Raw genomic sequence first — 18,498 nt, 5'->3', positions numbered from 1 at the left:
AATGAAAAAGGCTGCCTTTTTATGTGCTGTGACTAATCTATTTTCCAATAGTGATTCATTCTTAAGCGAGTATCTGTGTTTTCGATATAAAAGGATTCAACTATATCATTATCATTGTAGCGAAATTGGACAATACAGTTGCTGAAAGTATATGTTTCAGAATGATCCTCATTTTGATAAGCGGGAAGACCATAGGCTTCGTAGACTTGGTCTTTGGTATTCCCGACTCCAATGTTTCTGTATGATGTGATGCCCTCTTTATTAATAAAAAAATGCAACGGATATTCAGTCCATTTGATCTTGAATGTTTCTATCTCAAGTCCCAGATCACTATATGTATATACACCGCTATTTTTGGCCTTAAAGACATCTTTGGGTTCATCATTCAAAGAGGAGAGTGTTGTATCTATCTTATCCAGAACAGAAATCTGCTTTCCGGAAACATTGATTGCATCCTCTGTATATGTTACTTCCTGCGGGATACCGGTATCGAAATCCGGCTCGGCGAATCCGGAACGTTTTATCATATAAAGCACAATGATTGCAACGATTATACTGCCTTTTATTATAATATTTTTCAATTTCGTACTCCTAAGGGTTAATATTTGTATTATTATATCAAGAGGTGTATGAAAAGATAAATTTTAGTTAACATACCGCATAGCAGTGCAGGTTTGGCAAGAATACCCGGATGACGAATTAAGGTTGATAATGGATACCATACATGATAAAATGTTAATTATTACTTTAAAAAGAAACAAGAAAGACTCATAAGAAGATTACAGACTGAAATAGCAAACGTGAAGTTAATAGTGTTCTCGGAGATTATAATGAAGGAGAGAATAAATTAGGTTGAAAAACATAAAAAGATTATTATTTGCTACTCTAATTTTTGTTTTAATTACCGTTTCAGGATGTATTTTTGAAGGCAACGATTCAAAAAAATCAAATTATGTTTCTTTCGTTACATCGTTTGGGCCAAACAATGATTATAATAATTCATATTACCATTATGTAAAAAACGAGGATGGATTTGTTTATTCAAAGATATCAAAATATGATATTAAATCTTCAGAAGAGCATGAAGTTTTTGCATTAGATAATAACACTGCCGGCAATAAAAGAATTACTGATTACTATGGCAATGATAATGATTTATTTATTATAGTTAATGAAAACAAGAATGATAATGAAACAAGTTTCTTATATCATCACAATAACAATTCAGGTGAGAATCAAATTATAACTGAAGTATCAGGCAGTATCTATCTAATCCGTACAGGAACCGGAATGATTGTTGGGATTAATAAAAAGGATGATAATGATACACCGCACTATTATAACCTTGATGAAGCTAATTCAACATTTCAACTAAGTGAGATAGTCAAACCTGAGCTGAACAACTTAAATAATTATGGATCTTCAGAGATAATACCTTTAGAAAATGGTAAATCAGTGACATTTACTAAGAATATTGGTGAAGCAAACTACAGTTATTCGTTAGATGGCATAAATGGTGATATTGATGCCTTGACAAACAAAAATGCTTTGGATTCAGGTTTGTATAATGATTTCTTGGTTGAAGATGAAAAAGTTATTGGGATAGTTCAATTTACTGAGTGGAAAAATGGACTATGCCCTAAAAATTTATTAAAGCCACAGAACTTAAAAGGTTCAGCGCTTTTTGAATTTGATATCAACACACAAAAAAGCAATATATTATATGAGACCAAAGGAAGTAAAACTCTGATAATTGGATATAAAGATAAACAAATTTACCTTTATAGAAAAGGAAAAGTTATTAGAAAAAATCTTAATGATAAAAAAGAGGAAGTCATTTATTCTATTGATAAAAATAGAAACAAGGATCAATTATCCTTTAATTGGATTAATAATACATTACTGATATTTGATGAGGATGATTATACAGTAATCGGTAGTTGCAATGATTAAAAAATATACTTGTGCTACTAACATTTCTTTTGCTAATTTACTTATTATACTTGTAGTTATTATATTACCGCTCATATCCGGATGTTCTTTTTCCTCTGCATCTGATGACACAGCTTTTGATGAGAAATATTCAGCAGCTCAAAAGAAATATGAAAAATATCTTCAAGAACCTGTAAATGGCCAGGAAGTGCTTGAGCTGATTGAATACTGGAATGAAACTGATTTCGATTTGACTGTAGAAGATTCAGAAGGCGGTAGGTATTGCGTTAGTGATTTAGATAAGTCTAATACTATATATAAATACTGGGATAAAGAATCAATATACTATATAGATCCGGATGCGTTGTATAAAGGCAGTTTTGTCTTGTATCAATCTCCTAGAAAAAAGAATATAAAAGATATTGTGGAATTGTATTTTTCTAAGGAAGATTAAAAATAAATTGGTTAAAGTTTAGGAGAATGGTAATGAATCTCATAAGCGGCGCTAAGCCAAAGACTATTGAAGAATTAAAAGAATATTGCGAAAAGAATGGTTTTACTTCGGAAAAGACAAGATTTTTTATCGGAGAGAATTATAAGGAACCCAAAGCCTTCGGTATTTATAAGGATGAAGGAAATGGCGAGTTTATAGTCTATAAGAACAAGGATGATGGTAACAGAGCCATCCGTTACAGAGGATATGATGAAGCGTTCGCGGTAGGCGAGCTTTACGACAGGCTTCAGAAAGAGATTGTCAATCAGAAACAGCATTATTACGCCGGAGATGTTCCAAGCGGAAATACGAGTAATGATAATCCATATGCAGGCGTGAGTTTTTCCTCACCATATTCCGCAAATGCAAAAAGATCGGACTTTTGGCATAGACATGGCGGTAAAATTGTTGCCGGTATTATATATTTATTATTTTTGTTATTAGTTGTGCTTGGAGCCAGGTTCAATTCGAAGAGCAGAAGTCATGGTAGCGGCTCAGATAACTATTATTACAATGATTACAACTACAATAATTATGACAATAACAGTTACAGTGATTGGGGCTCTGACAGCTGGGATTCGGGATATACAGATTGGGGCTCAGACTGGTAATTTTGATTCGTTTGAAAAAATATTATGAAATTAAAATAAGCACCTTAGAGGACATTGGGCGTCCTTGAAGGTGCTTATATTTTTAATCACTAATAAGTTTAAGAGCGGATATATCCGGTGAAATCGACAGCGAATAGTTGGTGTAATAAACTACGAAGCCGGGCTTTGAGCCGTTCGGTTTCTTTACGTCTTTGCGCTTTAAGTAGTCAATCTCAACTTTCTCCTGAACTTTTCCTTTTGAGTAGTAGGCTGCAAGGGCAGCAGCTTCCTCGAATGTTCTGTCGGGAACTTCTTTGCCTTTTGTTATGAGGACAACGTGAGATCCCGGTATCTTCTTGGCGTGGAACCACCAGTCGCCGCCATTTGCGGTTTTGAAGGTGAGTTCATCGTTCTGGATATTATTTTTTCCGACATAGATATCAAAGCCGTCGCTGGACTGATAGTGGAAGGGCTTGCTTGTTATCTTTTCTTTGCGGCCGCTCTTTCCAAATCCTGATTTTATGTAGCCGCTCTCGTGGAGTTCTTGCCTTATCTGGGCGAGGTCGGCTTCTTTTTCTGCAATTTCAAGAGCGCTCTCTATTGATTCAAGCTGCTCAATCGCTTCTTTAGATTCTTTTAGCTGCTCTTCAAGAGCTTCAGCGGTTCTCTTAAGTTTCGTATATTTATCAAAATACTTCTTGGCATTCTGGTTTGGAGTCAGAGTAGGGTCAAGTGTGATCGTTATGTCTTTTCCCGTGTTGTAATCGTTGACAGTGATCTTATCGGCGCCCGGCTCTGCGCTGTAGCCGTAGACCGTGAGGAGTTCACCGTAAATTCTGTACTTGTCTTTTTTGTCGCAGTCGAGCATTTGCTTGGTCTGAAGGTCGTACTTACGAACGTTTCTTTCAAGCGCAGTCTGGACTATTTTCCTTAGGTCGACTGACTTTTGTCTGATCCTTGTAACGACGTTCTTTTCTGCATAGTACTTGCTGATGAGCTCAGAGATACTGTTCTGGGCAACTGCGGAAAATCCCGGTGCGTCCTTGTACATGGTAAGCGGGATAGAAGAGTACTCTTTGGGCGAGTTTCCTTCATAGATGATCTCGGGCGTAAATTCGCCGTTTTTTACCATATCAACGATCTCGGAAAAAGCTCTGTAAAGCGCTATGGATTCGGATGTATCGAGCGCTATCGCGGACTTGTCGGAATCGATGTTTGCTCTTTTACAAATCTCCTGAGAAATGACGGGCGAAAGACCTGTGTAGCCTTGATAAATTGCCTTGAATACAGGAACACCCTTGCTTAGGACAACGGCTGAGAATTCATCTGCGCTTGTCTCGAGAGGATTCATCTTATCCTGCGAAGGAACGAAATACTCGCGGCCCGGAAGGACTTCTCTTACCGAGCTGACAGATGCCGGAATATGCTTGATACTGTCAATTATCACATTGTCCTCGTCGGTGAAGATTATGTTGCTGTATTTGCCCATAATCTCGATGAGGAGAACTTTGTGTCTAAGATCGCCCATTTCATCAAGGTGCTCGATCTCAAAACGGATAATTCGTTCAAGTCCGGGCTGAGTTACGGAAATGATTCGTCCATTCTGAATGTGCTTTCTTAAAAGCATACAGAAATTCGGCGCGGTCATGGGCGATGGCTTCGTTTCGTCCGTCATATAGATAAGCGGAAGAGAAGCGTCGGCAGACATGATCATCTTAGCCTGCTTTATCCCGTATTTGTCAGTGTTTTCGTAGGAGAGCTTGACCGTGATGAGAAGTTCGTCGCTCTCTGTCTGAGCAATCTTGTAGACCCTTCCTCCGGTAAGAAGATCGCTCATATCTTTAGTTATATTTGCTATGGTTATACCGTCAAATGCCATTTTTAACTCCGTGTTTTATAGTCGATAATATATTGTATAGTCTACTAGCCGTGTGAATGTCTGTCAAAATTGTTTTAATTTGTCAAAAAAGAGAAATAACAACGCTCATTTCCTCTAAACAAATATGTATTATTACGTTTATTAACCATATAATAAGTTCATACCAAACGAAATAAAAACATTGTTGCGAAAAGCTCTTTTGTGTATCATTTTAGTGAGCCTACAGCACAAATATAAAAGGAGAAAAGGTTATGGAAAAAAAGAGAATTTATAAAAGCAATGACCGAAAGATCTGTGGTGTATGTGGTGGACTTGCAGAGTTTTTCGGAATTGATCCCACAATAGTTCGCCTCGTTTATGCGATACTTGCACTTACATACGGAAGCGGATTATTGATATACATTATTGCAGCAATCATTATGGACGATAAGCCGGATTATATAAGCAGAGGATGATCAATCATAGAGTTAAAGAGACTGTCGTGTGACAGCCTCTTTTTTTGTAAAAATATCAAATAAAATTAAGCGTAATATAGTTCGGTGTGAGATAATAGATGTAGTATAAAATAGTGATGATCAGTTCTCTGTGACGGTTGATTCTCTGACGATCAGGTCGGTTTCAGTGTATGTTATTCTGTAATTGAGGTCCGGTTGCTGTATTCTCGAAAGTATCATGTTGGCAGCAGAGTAACCGATTATTTGACTGTGAATGTGGCTTGTTGATAATGGAGGTGTCATGATTTTGGATTCGGGCGAATCATCAAAACCAAACAGCTTAATATCACGCGGACATTCTATTCCCAGCTTTCTTAGACCGTAGATGAGGTCTATTGCGACAAAATCGTTCGCGCAGATAAACATTTCCGGCAACTCTTCCAGTTTCTCAAGCGCTTTGAATAAGTATTCTTTGTATTCTAAGCCGTGAGGATGGACTTCCGTCAGACAATACTTTTCTTCAAAAGAGAGGTTGTTGATATACAGAGCCTCTCTGAAGGCCATGAATCGCTCATAGAAAGAACGGCAATGAGTGACTTGTCCTACAAATCCTATCTTGGTTATTCCCTTTTTACTCATATCATTTATGACAGAAAAAATACTTGATGAATTGTCCATCAACAGTATATCTGCGTTAAGTGGCTTCCAGTAGCTTGCAACGGGAGCGTCTATCATTAGAACCGGAAGGTCCAATTGACACAACATTTCACAGTAGGGATGATTGAACATTTCGATACAGACAATGCCTTTTGTGTTCTCCGGTCTGTAAGAAATCGGAAGAGTCATATCATTGAAATTGTTCTCGTCAACCCGATGCATTGACAAACTGTATCCAAAAAGAGATATCTCATGTTGGAACTTATCAAGCATGGTGGATGCAAAATGTGAGTTGTTAAGGAATGATCCGGTGAAAAGAGCTATCTCTCCTGCAGCTTTTTGCTGTAAAAAAGAAGGGTTCTTTATATCGGTAACCGAACTGGCATATGAAAACTGCTTATAGCCCATTTCAATAGCTTTTTCCAAGACCTTTTGCCTGGTGGAATCAGCCAGAACTCCTGTATTGTTGATAGCTTTTGATACTGTATTTCTTGAAACGCCGAGAGCATCGGCAATATCTTGTAGTGTTACTTTCGTAGCCATAATAATCTCCGTATTTAGATTATAGAATAAATTGTATCAGAATGTTACGTTTGACACATGCTCATTATAAAATGTAAAAATGAGTGTGTCAAATGACATATTAAATTTTACAAATGTAAAAATATCGTATTGACAGTTACAAATTCCGATGCTATATTTTACATATGCAAAACAAAATGCACAAATGTAAAAATAATTTAGGAGGAAGGCAGTATGAACGCCAAAACAAGGGTCAATAAATTGCATAATACCTTTGTATATGTAAAACAACACTGGCAGTTGTATGTATTCTTTCTGGGACCTGCTCTTTTATTGACAATCATATTCAAATATCTTCCAATGGGTGGAATATTGATTGCTTTTCAAAAGTACAATCCCTTTAAAGGAATACTTGGAAGTGAATGGGTGGGATTAAAGTATTTTCAACAATTCTTATCATCCCCGGACTTTATGCAATATCTTGTAAATACGTTAAAACTTAGTGTGTATGGCCTTTTATGGGGATTCCCTATGCCGATCATACTTGCACTTCTTCTTAACAGGATAGCAAGCAGCAAGATCAAGCAGAAGATACAGCTGGTACTGTATATGCCAAATTTCATTTCAGTCATAGTGCTCTGCGGTATGGTGCGAATACTTCTTTCTGTTACAGGCCCTTTAAATATGATGCTTGGAACGGGTATAAATTTCCTCACCATCCCTAAAGCCTTCAGACCTATCTACATAGCAAGCGGAATATGGCAGGGAGCAGGTTGGGCTTCGATAATGTATACAGCCGCTCTGTCAAATGCCAGCAAAGAACTCAAGGAAGCCGCACAGATTGACGGAGCCAATATATGGCAGCAGATCAAGGCGGTTGAATGGCCGGCAATCAAAGACATGGTGGTCATTCAGTTCATTCTTCAGGCCGGCAACATTATGAGCATCGGATTTGAAAAAGCTTATGCACTCCAGTCAGACATGAATCTTTCCTCATCAGAGATCATAGCCACATATGTATACAAAAAAGGTCTTCTAAATGGAGATTACAGTTATTCCACCGCGGTGGGGCTTTTTAATACCATCATTAACGTAATATTGCTGATAGCTGTAAACAAGGTGGTAGAAAAGCTCAATGACGGACAGGGATTATAAGGAGGAACGGAGATGTCTAATGCAGTTACATTAAAAAAGAGCGAGTTTGCAAGAGCATCACTCGGGGATAAGATTTTTCTTTTAATCGGGTATATACTGCTGGGACTTTTTGTTCTTGCAATTATCGGACCTGTTGTTTACATCGTTATAGCTTCCTTTATGGATCCAATAACTCTTCAGAACAGGGGCATTGTCTTTGAACCCGGTAAGTGGACTTTGACAGCATATAAGAGGGTAATGACTAATTCACAGATTTGGATCGGTTTTGGAAATGCCGTGCTTTACTCGGTTCTGTTCAGTGTGATTTCGGTATTTATAACGCTTTTGTGTGCTTATCCTATGTCAAGGGATGATTTTAAAGGAAGAAAATTCTTTAATGCGATTTTTATCATAACAATGTTTTTTGGTGGCGGACTGATTCCTACATATCTTTTGATCAGCAATATGGGACTTCTCGACAGTATGTGGGCAGTCATCCTTCCGGGTTCCTTCAGTGTATGGAACATGATCATTGCAAGGACCTATTATAGGGGAATACCTAATGAGCTTCGTGAAGCTGCGGATGTGGATGGGGCTGATGAGCTGGTATTTTTCTTCAAGATACTGTTACCGGTGTGTACACCTCTTATAGCAGTTTTGATACTGTGGCAGTTCGTCGGAATGTGGAACAGTTACTTTGATGCAATGATCTACCTCAATTCTGCAAATAAACAACCTTTGCAGTTGGTTCTTAGGGCAATCCTTATCCAGAATGAGCCTGATCCCGGAATGATCGCCGACATGCAGAGTACTGCTCAGAGGGCACAACTGGCAGAACTGTTAAAATATGCAACAATAATAATTTCAAGTTTACCGCTTTTGGTTATGTATCCATTTTTTCAGAAGTACTTCGATTCGGGAATTATGATTGGGTCTGTAAAAGGGTAAGTCTATCCCAATGGGGTTGATTATAGTTTTAGAGCAAAAAAGGAGAGGTAAATGAAAAAGACAACAACTAAGTTACTGTCAACAGCACTTGCGTTTTCTTTGACGGCAGGTGCACTTGTAGGGTGCGGGCAGAAAGCAGCGGGTGCAGGAAGTAATTCTGCATCGGTGTCAGCGGACAAGCTCAGCTTCCCTCTTCAGGAGAAGGTTACTATTACAGGAACCATCAGCTATCCTTCGGGAACTGAGTCGGAACCCAATAACAGGACAATCTTTAAGAGACTTGAGGAAGAAACAAATGTACATGTAGACTGGACTGCAATTTCAAGCGATCAATGGGGGGACAAGATCCAGCTCAACATGGCAAACAAGAATGCACTTACGGATTTTGTATTCAACGCGGGCTTTAGTAATTCGGATCTAATAAGATACGCCGATCAGGGAGTTATCATTCCTGTTGAGGAGTACATTGATAATTATATGCCTAATCTTAAAGCGGTGTTTGATAAGCATCCTGAGTACCGCGCAATGTGTGAGGACTCAAACGGTCACATCTGGGCGCTTCCCTGGATAGAGCAGCTTGGCTCGGAAAAGACTGCAATCCAGACCGTTGGTAACAACTTTACTTATATCAACAAGAAGTGGCTTGATTTTCTTAATCTTTCAGCACCTACAACGGTTGATGAGTTTGAAAAAGTGCTTATTGCATTCAAAGAGCATGCGTCTGAGTTGCAGGCTGAGTTCGGAATAGATGGTGACATCATTCCTATGTCATGCATCATGAATGATAATGATCCCAGCCTTTTGATCAATGGTTTTGGCGAGGGATACGGTGACAACGATGTCGGACAGCATATTGCAGTAACCGATGACAAGAAGGTTATCTGTACAGCGATCACAGAAGGATTCAGAAAAGGATTTGAGTGGTTGCACAAGCTCTATGAAGAAGGACTTATCGATCCTGAGTGCTTTACACAGGACTGGTCAACATATGTTGCAAAGGGTAAATCACACAGATATGGAGTCTGCTTCACATGGGACGTGGCAAACATCGACAATCTTGAGGATTATGTTCCTCTTGCAGCACTTGAAGCCGACACAAGAAACGTAACACCAATGAATGCTTCGTTTACTTCAGGTTTTGATCGCGGCAGATGTGTTGTTACGGCAAAATGTGACAATCCTGCATTTGTATGTGCATGGCTCGATCTTATGTACGATCCTTTCCAGTCACCTCAGAATAACTGGGGAACCTATGGCGAGGATGATGAGTTTGATATCTTTGAACTCTCTACAAATGCAAACGGTGACAAAATGTTAAAGCACGCTGCTCTCGGCGAAGCTTCTCCTGTCGAAGTACGTGAAGCAGAGTGTGTGGGTGGACCTCTTGCAATTTTGGATGAGTATTACGGTGTATATGTCACATGTCCCGATGATGCACAGTATCGTCTTGATTGGATTAAGGAGTACTACACAAATGACATGAAGTGCAAGTACGTATATCCTAACGTATTCATGACGGCTGAAGACACTGAGAAACTTACTACTATTCAGCAGGATCTTATTTCCTATATAAATTCCAGCAGAAGTAACTTTGTTATGAACGGTTTGACCGATGCTGACTGGAATTCATATGTTAAGCAGGTTGATGCGTATGGGCTTGAGGATTATCTTTCAATTTATCAGAAGTATCTGGATGAGTTTTATAAATAATTAAGGGGATGGGGAGGAGTTTCCTCCCCATTAAAATTTTTGGCAAGTGAGGAAATACAATGAGTGAATTATTGGATAAAGCAAGAGAATATGAGAGCAAAAAAGAAAAGACTATAGCTGAAGAACTCAGGCCTCTTTTTCATCTTATTCCAAGATGCGGTTGGATGAACGATCCCAACGGATTTAGCTTTTATAATGGAAAATATCATATGTTTTATCAGTATAATCCCTACAAGACTGAGTGGGGACCCATGCATTGGGGACATGCAGTCAGTGAGGACCTTTTGACATGGGATTATCTTCCTGCAGCTATTGCTCCGGATGAAGAATATGACACAGACGGATGCTTTTCTGGAAGTGCTATTGAGATGGAAGATGGAAAACAGATGCTTGTGTATACCGGCGTGCGCAGGGAAGAGGATGAAGATGGAAATTGGCATGATATCCAAACTCAGTGTATTGCATTCGGAGATGGCAAGGACTATGTAAAATATAAAAATAATCCTGTTATCAAGAGCGAAAGTCTTCCTGAGGGAGCCGGAAAATATGACTTCCGAGATCCAAAGATATGGAAGGAAAACGGCATGTACCATATTGTTGTCGGAAATAAGACTGCAGACGGAGATGGACAGATCCTTCAGTATTCAAGTGAAGATGGTATAAACTGGAATTATGAAAAGGTTGTTATAAAAAACAATAACAGATTTGGCGCTATGTGGGAGTGCCCTGATTACTTTAATCTCGATGGCAAACAGGTGCTTATGGCAAGTCCGCAGGATATGCTTCCCGAGGAACTTGAGTTCCACAATGGTAATGGGACGATATGTGTTATCGGAACACTTGGCAAAGAGGGTATATTCTCTGAGGAAAACTGTCAGGCAATAGATTATGGCATAGATTTCTATGCTCCGCAGACAATCCTGACAAAGGATGGACGCAGAATAATGATCGGGTGGCTCCAGAACTGGGATACTTGCGGAATAAGACGCGATGATTTCCCGTGGTTTGGACAGATGAGTTTTCCGAGAGAAATCGCTATAAGAGCCGGCAGGCTTTTGCAGAAACCTATATCGGAAATAGTAAACTATTATGGTAAAAGAATAAGCAGAAAGAGTGTGCTTATTACAGACAGCTGTTCGCTTTCAAGTATTGAGGGACGTTGTGTTGATATGACCGTTAAGGTTAAGAGCACCGGTGCTAATCTGTCATACAAAAAGTTTGAGATAAAATTTGCTGATAATGGCAAGGCGTATTCAAAGATTGCGTTCAATCCGGAAGAATCCATAGTAAAGATTGACAGAAAGCATTCCGGCAGCAGGAGAGCTGTTGTTCATCAAAGAAGATGTCGTGTTTCTGATAACAAAGGAGAGATCACGCTTCGCCTTATACTGGACAGATACAGTATGGAGCTGTTTATTAACGATGGTGAGCAGGTAATGTCCATGGGAATATACACAGATATCAGAGCCGAAGGAATAAGTTTCAAGGCTTTTGGTGAACTACTTATGGATGTTACCATGCACGAGCTTAAGAGGTAATGATGATGGAAAAAAGAGATGTTGTTGCACTTGGAGAATTACTGATTGATTTTACCGACTGCGGAATGAGTGATCGTGGAAATCCTCTTTTTGAGGCTAATCCGGGAGGCGCTCCTTGTAACGTACTGTCTATGCTTCAGAATCTTGGAAACGACACGGCTTTTATAGGCAAAGTCGGAGCGGATTTTTTCGGGAAGATGCTTAAGGATAGAATAGAAAAGCAGGGCATTGATGCAACATTCCTTTATGAGGATAAGGATATTCCTACAACTCTGGCTTTTGTAAATAAGCTTCCGAACGGAGACAGGGATTTCTCTTTTTACAGAAAGCCGGGAGCCGATATGATGCTTACTGCAGAAGAAGTAGAGAAAGCATCCTGCATTTTTGAAAGTGCAAGACTGTTCCATTTCGGAACACTTTCCATGACGAATGAACCATCAAAAAGCGCAACAAAGGTAGCGGTTGAGATTGCAAAGAAAAATAATCTCCTGATCTCTTTTGATCCGAATTACAGGGAACCTCTTTGGAATTCTGTAGAAGAAGCAATCGAGGCAATGAAGTATGGATTTGAAGTCTGCGATATTCTTAAGATTTCGGATAACGAAGTAACTTTGTTTACCGGAGAGAACGATGTTCGAAAAGGGGCGAAAAAAATCCGTGATGAATACGGAATAGAAGTTGTTTTTGCAACACTGGGTGCAGAGGGAAGTATTGCTTTTTGTGGCGATATGGAAGTGAAGATGCCCGGATACAGAAATCCAAAAACAATAGAGACCACCGGTGCAGGGGATACATTTTGCGCCTGTGCCATAGATTTCATTCTGAAACATGGCATGGAAGATATGAAGGAAGAAGACCTAAAGGAGTGTCTGGATTTTGCCAATGCGGCAGCATCTATCATAACTACCAGAAAAGGCGCGCTTTCCGTCATGCCTGCCAAAGAAGAAATTATGGCGCTTTGTTCCGTGTAAGCTGTTGTTTGTATAAAATATGAAAACATAAATTAGGAGCTGTCTGTGACATGCTCCTTTTTATTGTGGGAATAAGTTGCGAGCAGCGTGCGAAAGAACAATAACTAATGTATAATATAACAATAAAAGAAAAACCTAGAATATTTAATATATTCTAGGCATCATAATGCACACACTGTGCAGCCGAACTGAGTCGGTGATTTGAGTAAACTTTTATTTGAACTCGCAGTGTAAATTCATAGGGTTCTACAAACTACATAATCATAATATCTTCAACAAGGAGGCTTGTCAAGAATATGCAAACGAACAAACGGTATTACGTAGGATTAGATATTGGAACAGATTCAGTTGGTTATGCGGTTACTGACGAGAAATATGATCTTAAGAAATTTCATGGGAGGGCGAGTGTTCGAGTTCTTGAAAGATTATAAGAATGCAGAGCAGATTGTAATGGATTTTTGGCCGGAACACGATAAGGATGCAATATGTAAAGAAATACATGAATACCTACCTGATGTTGAGGTGTATGATGTAGTGCATACTACAGGACAAGATTATTTAGAAAAATGCCAGTGATAGAGTAAAATAATTAAAAAGAGAGTTGCAAGCGGAGAGATATCCGTTGCACTCTCTTTTTTATTCGTAAATTAAAAACATCTGTAGTAAGAAATCAGATTAGAAATCAAAAACCGATTCTCTCAATCTCCGCCGCAAGATTTCTTCCGTACACCTCACATCCAAGGCAATTGGGGTGAAGATTATCCAGGAAGTACTCGGGAAAATGCGGTACCATTTTCATTCCGTCGATGATCTTTACGTTTTTATACTGTCCGGCGATATCCCTGACTTTTTCACAGAAAGAATAAAGCTTTGGCAATTCGTCGATATGATCACCCCTCCATAGAGGTGTTATACAAAGAATGGGGATTTCATTGCCATATATACTTGTCAAAGTCTCGTAATATTTTTTAACCTTAGTCATAGTTTTGTCGCCGTATTGATTGGTTCCAAGTGCAACGATAATCTTGTCCGGCGTATAGCCGTCCATTTTCATGAGTGAATTCTTATCATATATATATCCGCCGATACCCTGGTTAAGGATGTTGTAATTTAGAATCCTGTTGGCAACACTGACATAAGTGTTGGATGATCTTAAGGGGCCGTAGCCCTGAGTGATGGAATCGCCGAGCCACAATACTTTTTTGCCTTTAACGGCGGGTACAACATCGGCATCTATCGTGAAGTTTTTGATCAAGGCCGTGGCATCTGCCGGAAGATAGATAACTACATTCTTTTCGCCTTCGGGAAGTTCCCATTCGATCGTTCCGACATCCATGATATCTTTTACATACTTGATTCCGGTCACAAATCCGTCAACTAAGAGCTCGAAGGAATCGGGAGAGCCTTTCCATATGATCTTGTAATCAAACGAGAGTTTAGTTGCAGATGTAGTGAACTCAAGAGTTTTTGCGGTTGATGCGGTGCACCTCTCATACCACATCTCAAACGCGCCTTTAAAATATTTAATCTGTTTCTTGGAATACTGGAAAGCCTGAAGATAGCCATCATCAGTCTCCTCGAACTCATAAGCGCCGTAATAGATCTTTTTTAATTCTTCATTTGTAAAAATCATTGCCATAACCTCCAAAATAAAAACAATACATGCGGCCCCTTCTCATAAGCAACATGTAGTTCAATTATAGCGGACAATCTTTGATAAAAAAATAAGTGGTTTAAAAATTTTTTGTCCTAAATATGGTGATTTTTGTTTTTTATAATTTATTTCTTGTAAGAGCTTACATTATATGATATAACTGTAAATGAAATAAATGCTTGCGACTTTGATATGTAAGCGCTTACATTGCGGAGGTTATGGGAAATGGAACAATTAAACTATGAGGTTTTGGCGAAATCGGGTTATACAGGATTTGTGCAAAAAGATGCCGGGATTAAGGTTCTTCAGTTTGGAGAAGGAAACTTTCTTAGGGCATTTGTTGATTATTTTTTTGATATAAGTAATGAGAAGGCCGGATTTAACGGCAAGGTGGCGCTGGTTCAGCCAATCGCGCAGGGGCTTACGAAGCTTATTAACGATCAGGAAGGGCTTTACACTCTGTATCTTAGAGGAAGCGAGAACGGAGAGAAGGTCGATCTTAAGAGAGTTATCTCTGCGGTTGACTGTTGCCTCAATCCTTATGAAAAGAGTGATTTCGACAAGATGATGGAGATTGCTGCGAGCGATTCTCTTGACATCATCGTTTCAAATACAACAGAAGCGGGAATTGCTTACGATCCTTCATGTAATTTTGAAGATGTTCCGGCAAGTAGCTTTCCGGGAAAGCTCACACAGGTTCTTTATACAAGGTTCAAAGCAGGTAAGAAAGGCGTGGTCGTTCTTTCATGCGAACTTATCGACAATAACGGAAAAGAGCTTCTTAAGTGCGTGAACAGCTATATCGATCAGTGGAACCTCGGCGAGGAGTTCAAGGCTTGGGTGAACGATGAGAACATTTTCTGTTCGACTCTCGTAGACAGGATTGTTCCGGGACGCATCCGCGATGCAAAAGAAGTAGAGAAGCTTGAAGCTGAAAACGGCTATCGCGATGAGCTCATTGATGTCGGAGAAATCTTTGGTGTCTGGATAATTGAAGGGCCTAAGGAACTTGAAGACAGACTTCCTTTTAAGAAGGCGGGAGTAAATGTGCACGTAGTTCCTGATGTTATGCCGTATAAACACCGTAAGGTCCGCATCCTTAACGGAGCTCACACAGGTTTTGTGCTCGGCGCGTATCTTGCGGGACAGAATATCGTAAGAGACTGTATGCAGAATGAGACCATTGCAGGCTTTATGAATAAGATGCTAAATGACGAGGTTATTCCGACTCTTGTGGACCATCTTGATAAAGAAGATCTTGATATTTTTGCAAGTGCGGTAAAGGATCGCTTTAATAATCCTTTTGTAGATCATGAGCTTATGTCAATATCTCTTAACTCAACAAGTAAGTGGAGAGCAAGAAATATGCCTTCATTTATTCAATATATTGAGAAAAACGGCAAGCTTCCGGTTTGCCTTACAATGTCGCTTGCGGCATATATTGCTTTTTATTCAAATGATATATCTGAGCTTACGGATGCAGGGCTTATATGCAAAAGACCTGCAGGCAATACCTACACTGTCAGCGATGACAGGTGGGCGCTGGAGTTTTACTACGAACACAGAAACGACTCTGCAGAGGAACTTGTAAAAAAAGTTCTTGGAAATACCGATATGTGGGGCAGAGATCTTAATGATATAGAAGGACTTACGGAAGCTGTTACGAAGTATCTTACTAAGATCCGCACAGAAGGCGCTGAAGCTGCTTATGCGAGCTGTCTGTAAGAGTTAATATAATTTAATTTGCTTATTATCAATTATTTGTATATATGACATAGTATCTATCGGCATGAAGACTTACAATACTCTCATTGCAGATGCATGGGAGGAAAGTAAGTCTTTTGTGCTGTAAAAATGGGCGGTTTGCATTGACCTTGAATTTGGGGTATATTATAATAACTTGTGTATTATTATGCCCAAAAATAAGGGGGATTTACAGATGGTCTGCAGTATGACTGGTTTTGGCAGAAGTGAAGTCACAGAAGGTCAACGCAAGTACATTGTTGAGCTTAAATCTGTTAACAATCGTTATCTTGATATAAATGTCAAGATGCCTAAGAAATTCAACGCATTTGAGTCTGCAATTCGTTCAGAACTAAAAGGCTATATGAAACGTGGCAAAGTTGATGTGTTTGTCAGCTACGAGGATTTTTCGGAGTCCGAGTCCAAGGTTAAATATAACAAGGCTATCGCGCAGGAATACTACGATGCTTTGCAGGAAATGATTAAGGACTTTAACCTTGATGATGAGATAAGACTCCCTCTTTTATCCAAGTTTCCCGAAGTCTTCACAATGGAAGAAGAGGAGCTTGATGAGGAAGAGGTTTGGACGGGGCTTAAGAGAGCTCTGAATGAAGCCGGCAAACAGTTCATGGAGTCAAGAGCTAAGGAAGGTGAATTCCTTTGCGCCGATCTCACGGCTAAACTTGAGGAGATGCTTGAGAATGTCGAGTATATCACCGAGCGTTCGCCTGAGATCATAAAAGAGTACAAGGCTAAACTCAGAGAGAAGATTCAGGATCTGATGGAAGACAAGCAAATTGATGAGAATCGTCTCGCCATGGAAGTTACCATATTTGCCGATAAAGTATGCGTGGATGAGGAACTTACAAGACTCAGAAGCCATATAGAAGCGACATCAGATGCACTCAGAAACGGTGATGACAAGGATGGAATCGGAAGAAAACTTGATTTCCTTGCGCAGGAAATGAACAGGGAAGCCAATACTATCCTTTCTAAATCAACTGATCTTAAGATCTCCGACAGGGGAATCTCACTTAAGACCAATATAGAAAAAGTAAGGGAGCAGATTCAGAACATTGAGTAAACTCATTCATATTGGATTTGGCAACATTGTCAACGCCGACAAGATTATCAGTATAGTCAGTCCTGACGCAGCTCCGATAAAGAGAATGGTTCAGAAGGCCAAGGAACAGGGGACAGGTGTTGATGCAACGCAAGGACGTAAGACCAAGGCTGTTTTAGTCATGGAGAACGGTATGCTTGTGTTATCAGCTCTTTTGCCTGAAACAATCAGTGCAAGAGCACAATCAGAGAGTGAGAATATTACAGATGAATCGTAAAGGTATTATAATTGTTGTCTCGGGCTTTTCAGGCGCGGGCAAAGGCACAGTAATGAAGGCGCTTACAGCTAAGTACGACCAGTATGCTCTGTCTGTATCGGCTACGACCAGAACTCCGAGAACGGGCGAGGTCAACGGAAGAGAGTACTTTTTTGTAACTACCGAAGAATTTGAGAAGATGATCGATGAAGACGGGCTTATCGAACATGCCAAGTATGTTAATCACTACTATGGAACTCCCAGAAAGTACGTAGAGGATAAGCTTGCTAACGGAATCGATGTTATCCTTGAGATAGAGATTCAGGGAGCACTTCAGATTAAGGAACAATATAAGGACGCAGTTCTTTTATTCATAACACCTCCTTCAGCCGAGGAACTCGAGAAGAGGCTTCGCGGAAGAGGAACTGAGACCGATGAAGTTATTAAAAAGCGCCTTAGCAGGGCAAAAGAGGAATCGGTCGGAATTGAGAAATACGACTATATTGTTGTCAATGATAAGCTCGAGGAGTGCGTTGAGAATGTGCACAGGATCATTAGTGCAGCTCATTGCAGTCCGGACAGAAATCTTGAATTTATAGATGACATAAGGCATCAGCTTGAAAAATACTAATTTAATCAAATAAATGTTATTTGCGGATATCCGCAGGAAAGGAACAACATGATACATCCTTCATATGTAGATCTGATGAAAGTAGTAAACAAGGGAGTTGAAGAGGGTGAGGAGCCTGTAATCAGCTCAAGATATTCAGTAGTTATGGCTACTGCAAAGAGAGCAAGACAGATTATCGCAGGTGACGAGCCTATGGTAAAGGTTAAGGACAAGCAGAAGCCTCTTTCTGTTGCAGTTGAGGAAATGAATCAGGATACTCTTCGCATTCTTACTGACGAGGAAAAAGAAAAGCTTGATAGCGCAGACGCAGTTGAGGAAGTTGAGAGTACAGAAGAAAACTGAT

The 18,498-nt window shown here is 39.6% G+C and carries 18 protein-coding genes; 14 read left to right on the top strand and 4 right to left on the bottom strand.

Translation table 11 applies throughout. From position 1 onward, the window contains the following. Positions 1 to 32: 32 nt before the first annotated feature. Positions 33 to 581, bottom strand: a complete 549-nt coding sequence (locus BM398_RS02155) for a hypothetical protein (protein WP_092336213.1) — start codon at positions 579 to 581, stop codon at positions 33 to 35. 271 nt (positions 582 to 852) lie between these two features. On the opposite strand from BM398_RS02155, the gene BM398_RS02150 reads away from it, so the two are divergent. Genes BM398_RS02150 through BM398_RS02140 form a run of 3 tightly spaced genes read left to right on the top strand, consistent with a single transcriptional unit; the run spans position 853 to position 3,036 of the window. Continuing rightward, entirely contained in the window at positions 853 to 1,953 is a 1,101-nt protein-coding gene (locus BM398_RS02150) for a hypothetical protein (protein WP_092336212.1), read from the top strand. Continuing rightward, complete coding sequence (locus tag BM398_RS02145) at positions 1,946 to 2,386, top strand: hypothetical protein (RefSeq protein ID WP_092336211.1); 441 nt, start codon at positions 1,946 to 1,948, stop codon at positions 2,384 to 2,386. The genes BM398_RS02150 and BM398_RS02145 overlap by 8 nt, the downstream gene beginning before the upstream one ends. Positions 2,387 to 2,418: 32 nt before the next feature. Then, positions 2,419 to 3,036, top strand: coding sequence for a hypothetical protein (locus BM398_RS02140; protein ID WP_092336210.1), 618 nt, complete (start codon positions 2,419 to 2,421; stop codon positions 3,034 to 3,036). Between the two features lie 82 nt (positions 3,037 to 3,118). Here the strand turns inward: BM398_RS02140 and BM398_RS02135 are convergent, their stop codons facing one another. Continuing rightward, positions 3,119 to 4,894 (bottom strand): Rqc2 family fibronectin-binding protein, encoded by a 1,776-nt coding sequence (locus BM398_RS02135; protein WP_092336209.1) that lies wholly within the window; start codon positions 4,892 to 4,894, stop codon positions 3,119 to 3,121. 251 nt (positions 4,895 to 5,145) lie between these two features. On the opposite strand from BM398_RS02135, the gene BM398_RS02130 reads away from it, so the two are divergent. Then, on the top strand, positions 5,146 to 5,349 hold the full coding sequence (locus BM398_RS02130) for a PspC domain-containing protein (protein WP_092336208.1): 204 nt from the start codon (positions 5,146 to 5,148) through the stop codon (positions 5,347 to 5,349). Between the two features lie 120 nt (positions 5,350 to 5,469). On the opposite strand, the gene BM398_RS02125 is transcribed toward BM398_RS02130, so the two are convergent. Then, entirely contained in the window at positions 5,470 to 6,528 is a 1,059-nt protein-coding gene (locus BM398_RS02125; RefSeq protein WP_092336207.1) for a LacI family DNA-binding transcriptional regulator, read from the bottom strand. Between the two features lie 213 nt (positions 6,529 to 6,741). Between BM398_RS02125 and BM398_RS02120 the strand changes: the two genes are divergently transcribed. The 5 genes from BM398_RS02120 to BM398_RS02100 are packed head-to-tail and all read left to right on the top strand — an operon-like array spanning position 6,742 to position 12,808. Then, a complete protein-coding gene (locus BM398_RS02120) occupies positions 6,742 to 7,662 on the top strand; it encodes an ABC transporter permease (protein ID WP_092336206.1) in 921 nt (306 codons plus the stop codon). Positions 7,663 to 7,674: 12 nt separating this feature from the next. After that, a complete protein-coding gene (locus tag BM398_RS02115; RefSeq protein WP_092336205.1) occupies positions 7,675 to 8,589 on the top strand; it encodes a carbohydrate ABC transporter permease in 915 nt (304 codons plus the stop codon). 51 nt (positions 8,590 to 8,640) lie between these two features. Further along, positions 8,641 to 10,299: an ABC transporter substrate-binding protein gene (locus tag BM398_RS02110; protein WP_092336204.1), complete on the top strand. Its 1,659-nt coding sequence runs from the start codon at positions 8,641 to 8,643 to the stop codon at positions 10,297 to 10,299. A 59-nt stretch (positions 10,300 to 10,358) separates the two neighbouring features. Beyond that, positions 10,359 to 11,837: a glycoside hydrolase family 32 protein gene (locus BM398_RS02105; RefSeq protein ID WP_092336203.1), complete on the top strand. Its 1,479-nt coding sequence runs from the start codon at positions 10,359 to 10,361 to the stop codon at positions 11,835 to 11,837. A 2-nt stretch (positions 11,838 to 11,839) separates the two neighbouring features. Next, entirely contained in the window at positions 11,840 to 12,808 is a 969-nt protein-coding gene (locus BM398_RS02100; protein ID WP_092336202.1) for a carbohydrate kinase family protein, read from the top strand. 682 nt (positions 12,809 to 13,490) lie between these two features. On the opposite strand, the gene BM398_RS02095 is transcribed toward BM398_RS02100, so the two are convergent. Then, a complete protein-coding gene (locus tag BM398_RS02095) occupies positions 13,491 to 14,441 on the bottom strand; it encodes an SGNH/GDSL hydrolase family protein (RefSeq protein ID WP_175531799.1) in 951 nt (316 codons plus the stop codon). 246 nt (positions 14,442 to 14,687) lie between these two features. On the opposite strand from BM398_RS02095, the gene BM398_RS02090 reads away from it, so the two are divergent. The 5 genes from BM398_RS02090 to rpoZ all read left to right on the top strand — a co-directional run bounded on the left by BM398_RS02090 (position 14,688) and on the right by rpoZ (position 18,497). Beyond that, positions 14,688 to 16,187 (top strand): tagaturonate reductase, encoded by a 1,500-nt coding sequence (locus BM398_RS02090; protein ID WP_092336200.1) that lies wholly within the window; start codon positions 14,688 to 14,690, stop codon positions 16,185 to 16,187. Between the two features lie 214 nt (positions 16,188 to 16,401). Then, positions 16,402 to 17,289: a YicC/YloC family endoribonuclease gene (locus BM398_RS02085; protein WP_026655071.1), complete on the top strand. Its 888-nt coding sequence runs from the start codon at positions 16,402 to 16,404 to the stop codon at positions 17,287 to 17,289. Next, on the top strand, positions 17,282 to 17,545 hold the full coding sequence (locus BM398_RS02080) for a DUF370 domain-containing protein (protein ID WP_026655070.1): 264 nt from the start codon (positions 17,282 to 17,284) through the stop codon (positions 17,543 to 17,545). The genes BM398_RS02085 and BM398_RS02080 overlap by 8 nt, the downstream gene beginning before the upstream one ends. Next, positions 17,535 to 18,155, top strand: coding sequence for a guanylate kinase (gene gmk, locus BM398_RS02075; protein ID WP_092336199.1), 621 nt, complete (start codon positions 17,535 to 17,537; stop codon positions 18,153 to 18,155). The genes BM398_RS02080 and gmk overlap by 11 nt, the downstream gene beginning before the upstream one ends. Before the next feature lie 48 nt (positions 18,156 to 18,203). Beyond that, entirely contained in the window at positions 18,204 to 18,497 is a 294-nt protein-coding gene (gene rpoZ, locus BM398_RS02070; protein WP_092336198.1) for a DNA-directed RNA polymerase subunit omega, read from the top strand. Position 18,498 lies beyond the last annotated feature (1 nt).

It is taken from the genome of Butyrivibrio sp. M55, from assembly GCF_900116865.1.
GTDB lineage: Bacteria > Bacillota > Clostridia > Lachnospirales > Lachnospiraceae > Butyrivibrio.
The sequence above is the reverse complement of the archived record's forward strand: the minus strand, read 5'-3'. Positions and strand labels throughout refer to the sequence as shown.

Excerpts from the sequence above, each read along its gene's own strand:
- BM398_RS02145 (WP_092336211.1), top strand. The coding sequence starts at position 1,946 with ATGATTAAAAAATATACTTGTGCTACTAACATTTCTTTTGCTAATTTA.
- BM398_RS02140 (WP_092336210.1), top strand. The coding sequence starts at position 2,419 with ATGAATCTCATAAGCGGCGCTAAGCCAAAGACTATTGAAGAATTAAAA.
- BM398_RS02135 (WP_092336209.1), bottom strand. The coding sequence starts at position 4,894 with ATGGCATTTGACGGTATAACCATAGCAAATATAACTAAAGATATGAGC.
- BM398_RS02130 (WP_092336208.1), top strand. The coding sequence starts at position 5,146 with ATGGAAAAAAAGAGAATTTATAAAAGCAATGACCGAAAGATCTGTGGT.
- BM398_RS02125 (WP_092336207.1), bottom strand. The coding sequence starts at position 6,528 with ATGGCTACGAAAGTAACACTACAAGATATTGCCGATGCTCTCGGCGTT.
- BM398_RS02120 (WP_092336206.1), top strand. The coding sequence starts at position 6,742 with ATGAACGCCAAAACAAGGGTCAATAAATTGCATAATACCTTTGTATAT.
- BM398_RS02115 (WP_092336205.1), top strand. The coding sequence starts at position 7,675 with ATGTCTAATGCAGTTACATTAAAAAAGAGCGAGTTTGCAAGAGCATCA.
- BM398_RS02110 (WP_092336204.1), top strand. The coding sequence starts at position 8,641 with ATGAAAAAGACAACAACTAAGTTACTGTCAACAGCACTTGCGTTTTCT.
- BM398_RS02105 (WP_092336203.1), top strand. The coding sequence starts at position 10,359 with ATGAGTGAATTATTGGATAAAGCAAGAGAATATGAGAGCAAAAAAGAA.
- BM398_RS02100 (WP_092336202.1), top strand. The coding sequence starts at position 11,840 with ATGATGGAAAAAAGAGATGTTGTTGCACTTGGAGAATTACTGATTGAT.
- BM398_RS02095 (WP_175531799.1), bottom strand. The coding sequence starts at position 14,441 with ATGATTTTTACAAATGAAGAATTAAAAAAGATCTATTACGGCGCTTAT.
- BM398_RS02090 (WP_092336200.1), top strand. The coding sequence starts at position 14,688 with ATGGAACAATTAAACTATGAGGTTTTGGCGAAATCGGGTTATACAGGA.
- BM398_RS02085 (WP_026655071.1), top strand. The coding sequence starts at position 16,402 with ATGGTCTGCAGTATGACTGGTTTTGGCAGAAGTGAAGTCACAGAAGGT.
- gmk (WP_092336199.1), top strand. The coding sequence starts at position 17,535 with ATGAATCGTAAAGGTATTATAATTGTTGTCTCGGGCTTTTCAGGCGCG.
- rpoZ (WP_092336198.1), top strand. The coding sequence starts at position 18,204 with ATGATACATCCTTCATATGTAGATCTGATGAAAGTAGTAAACAAGGGA.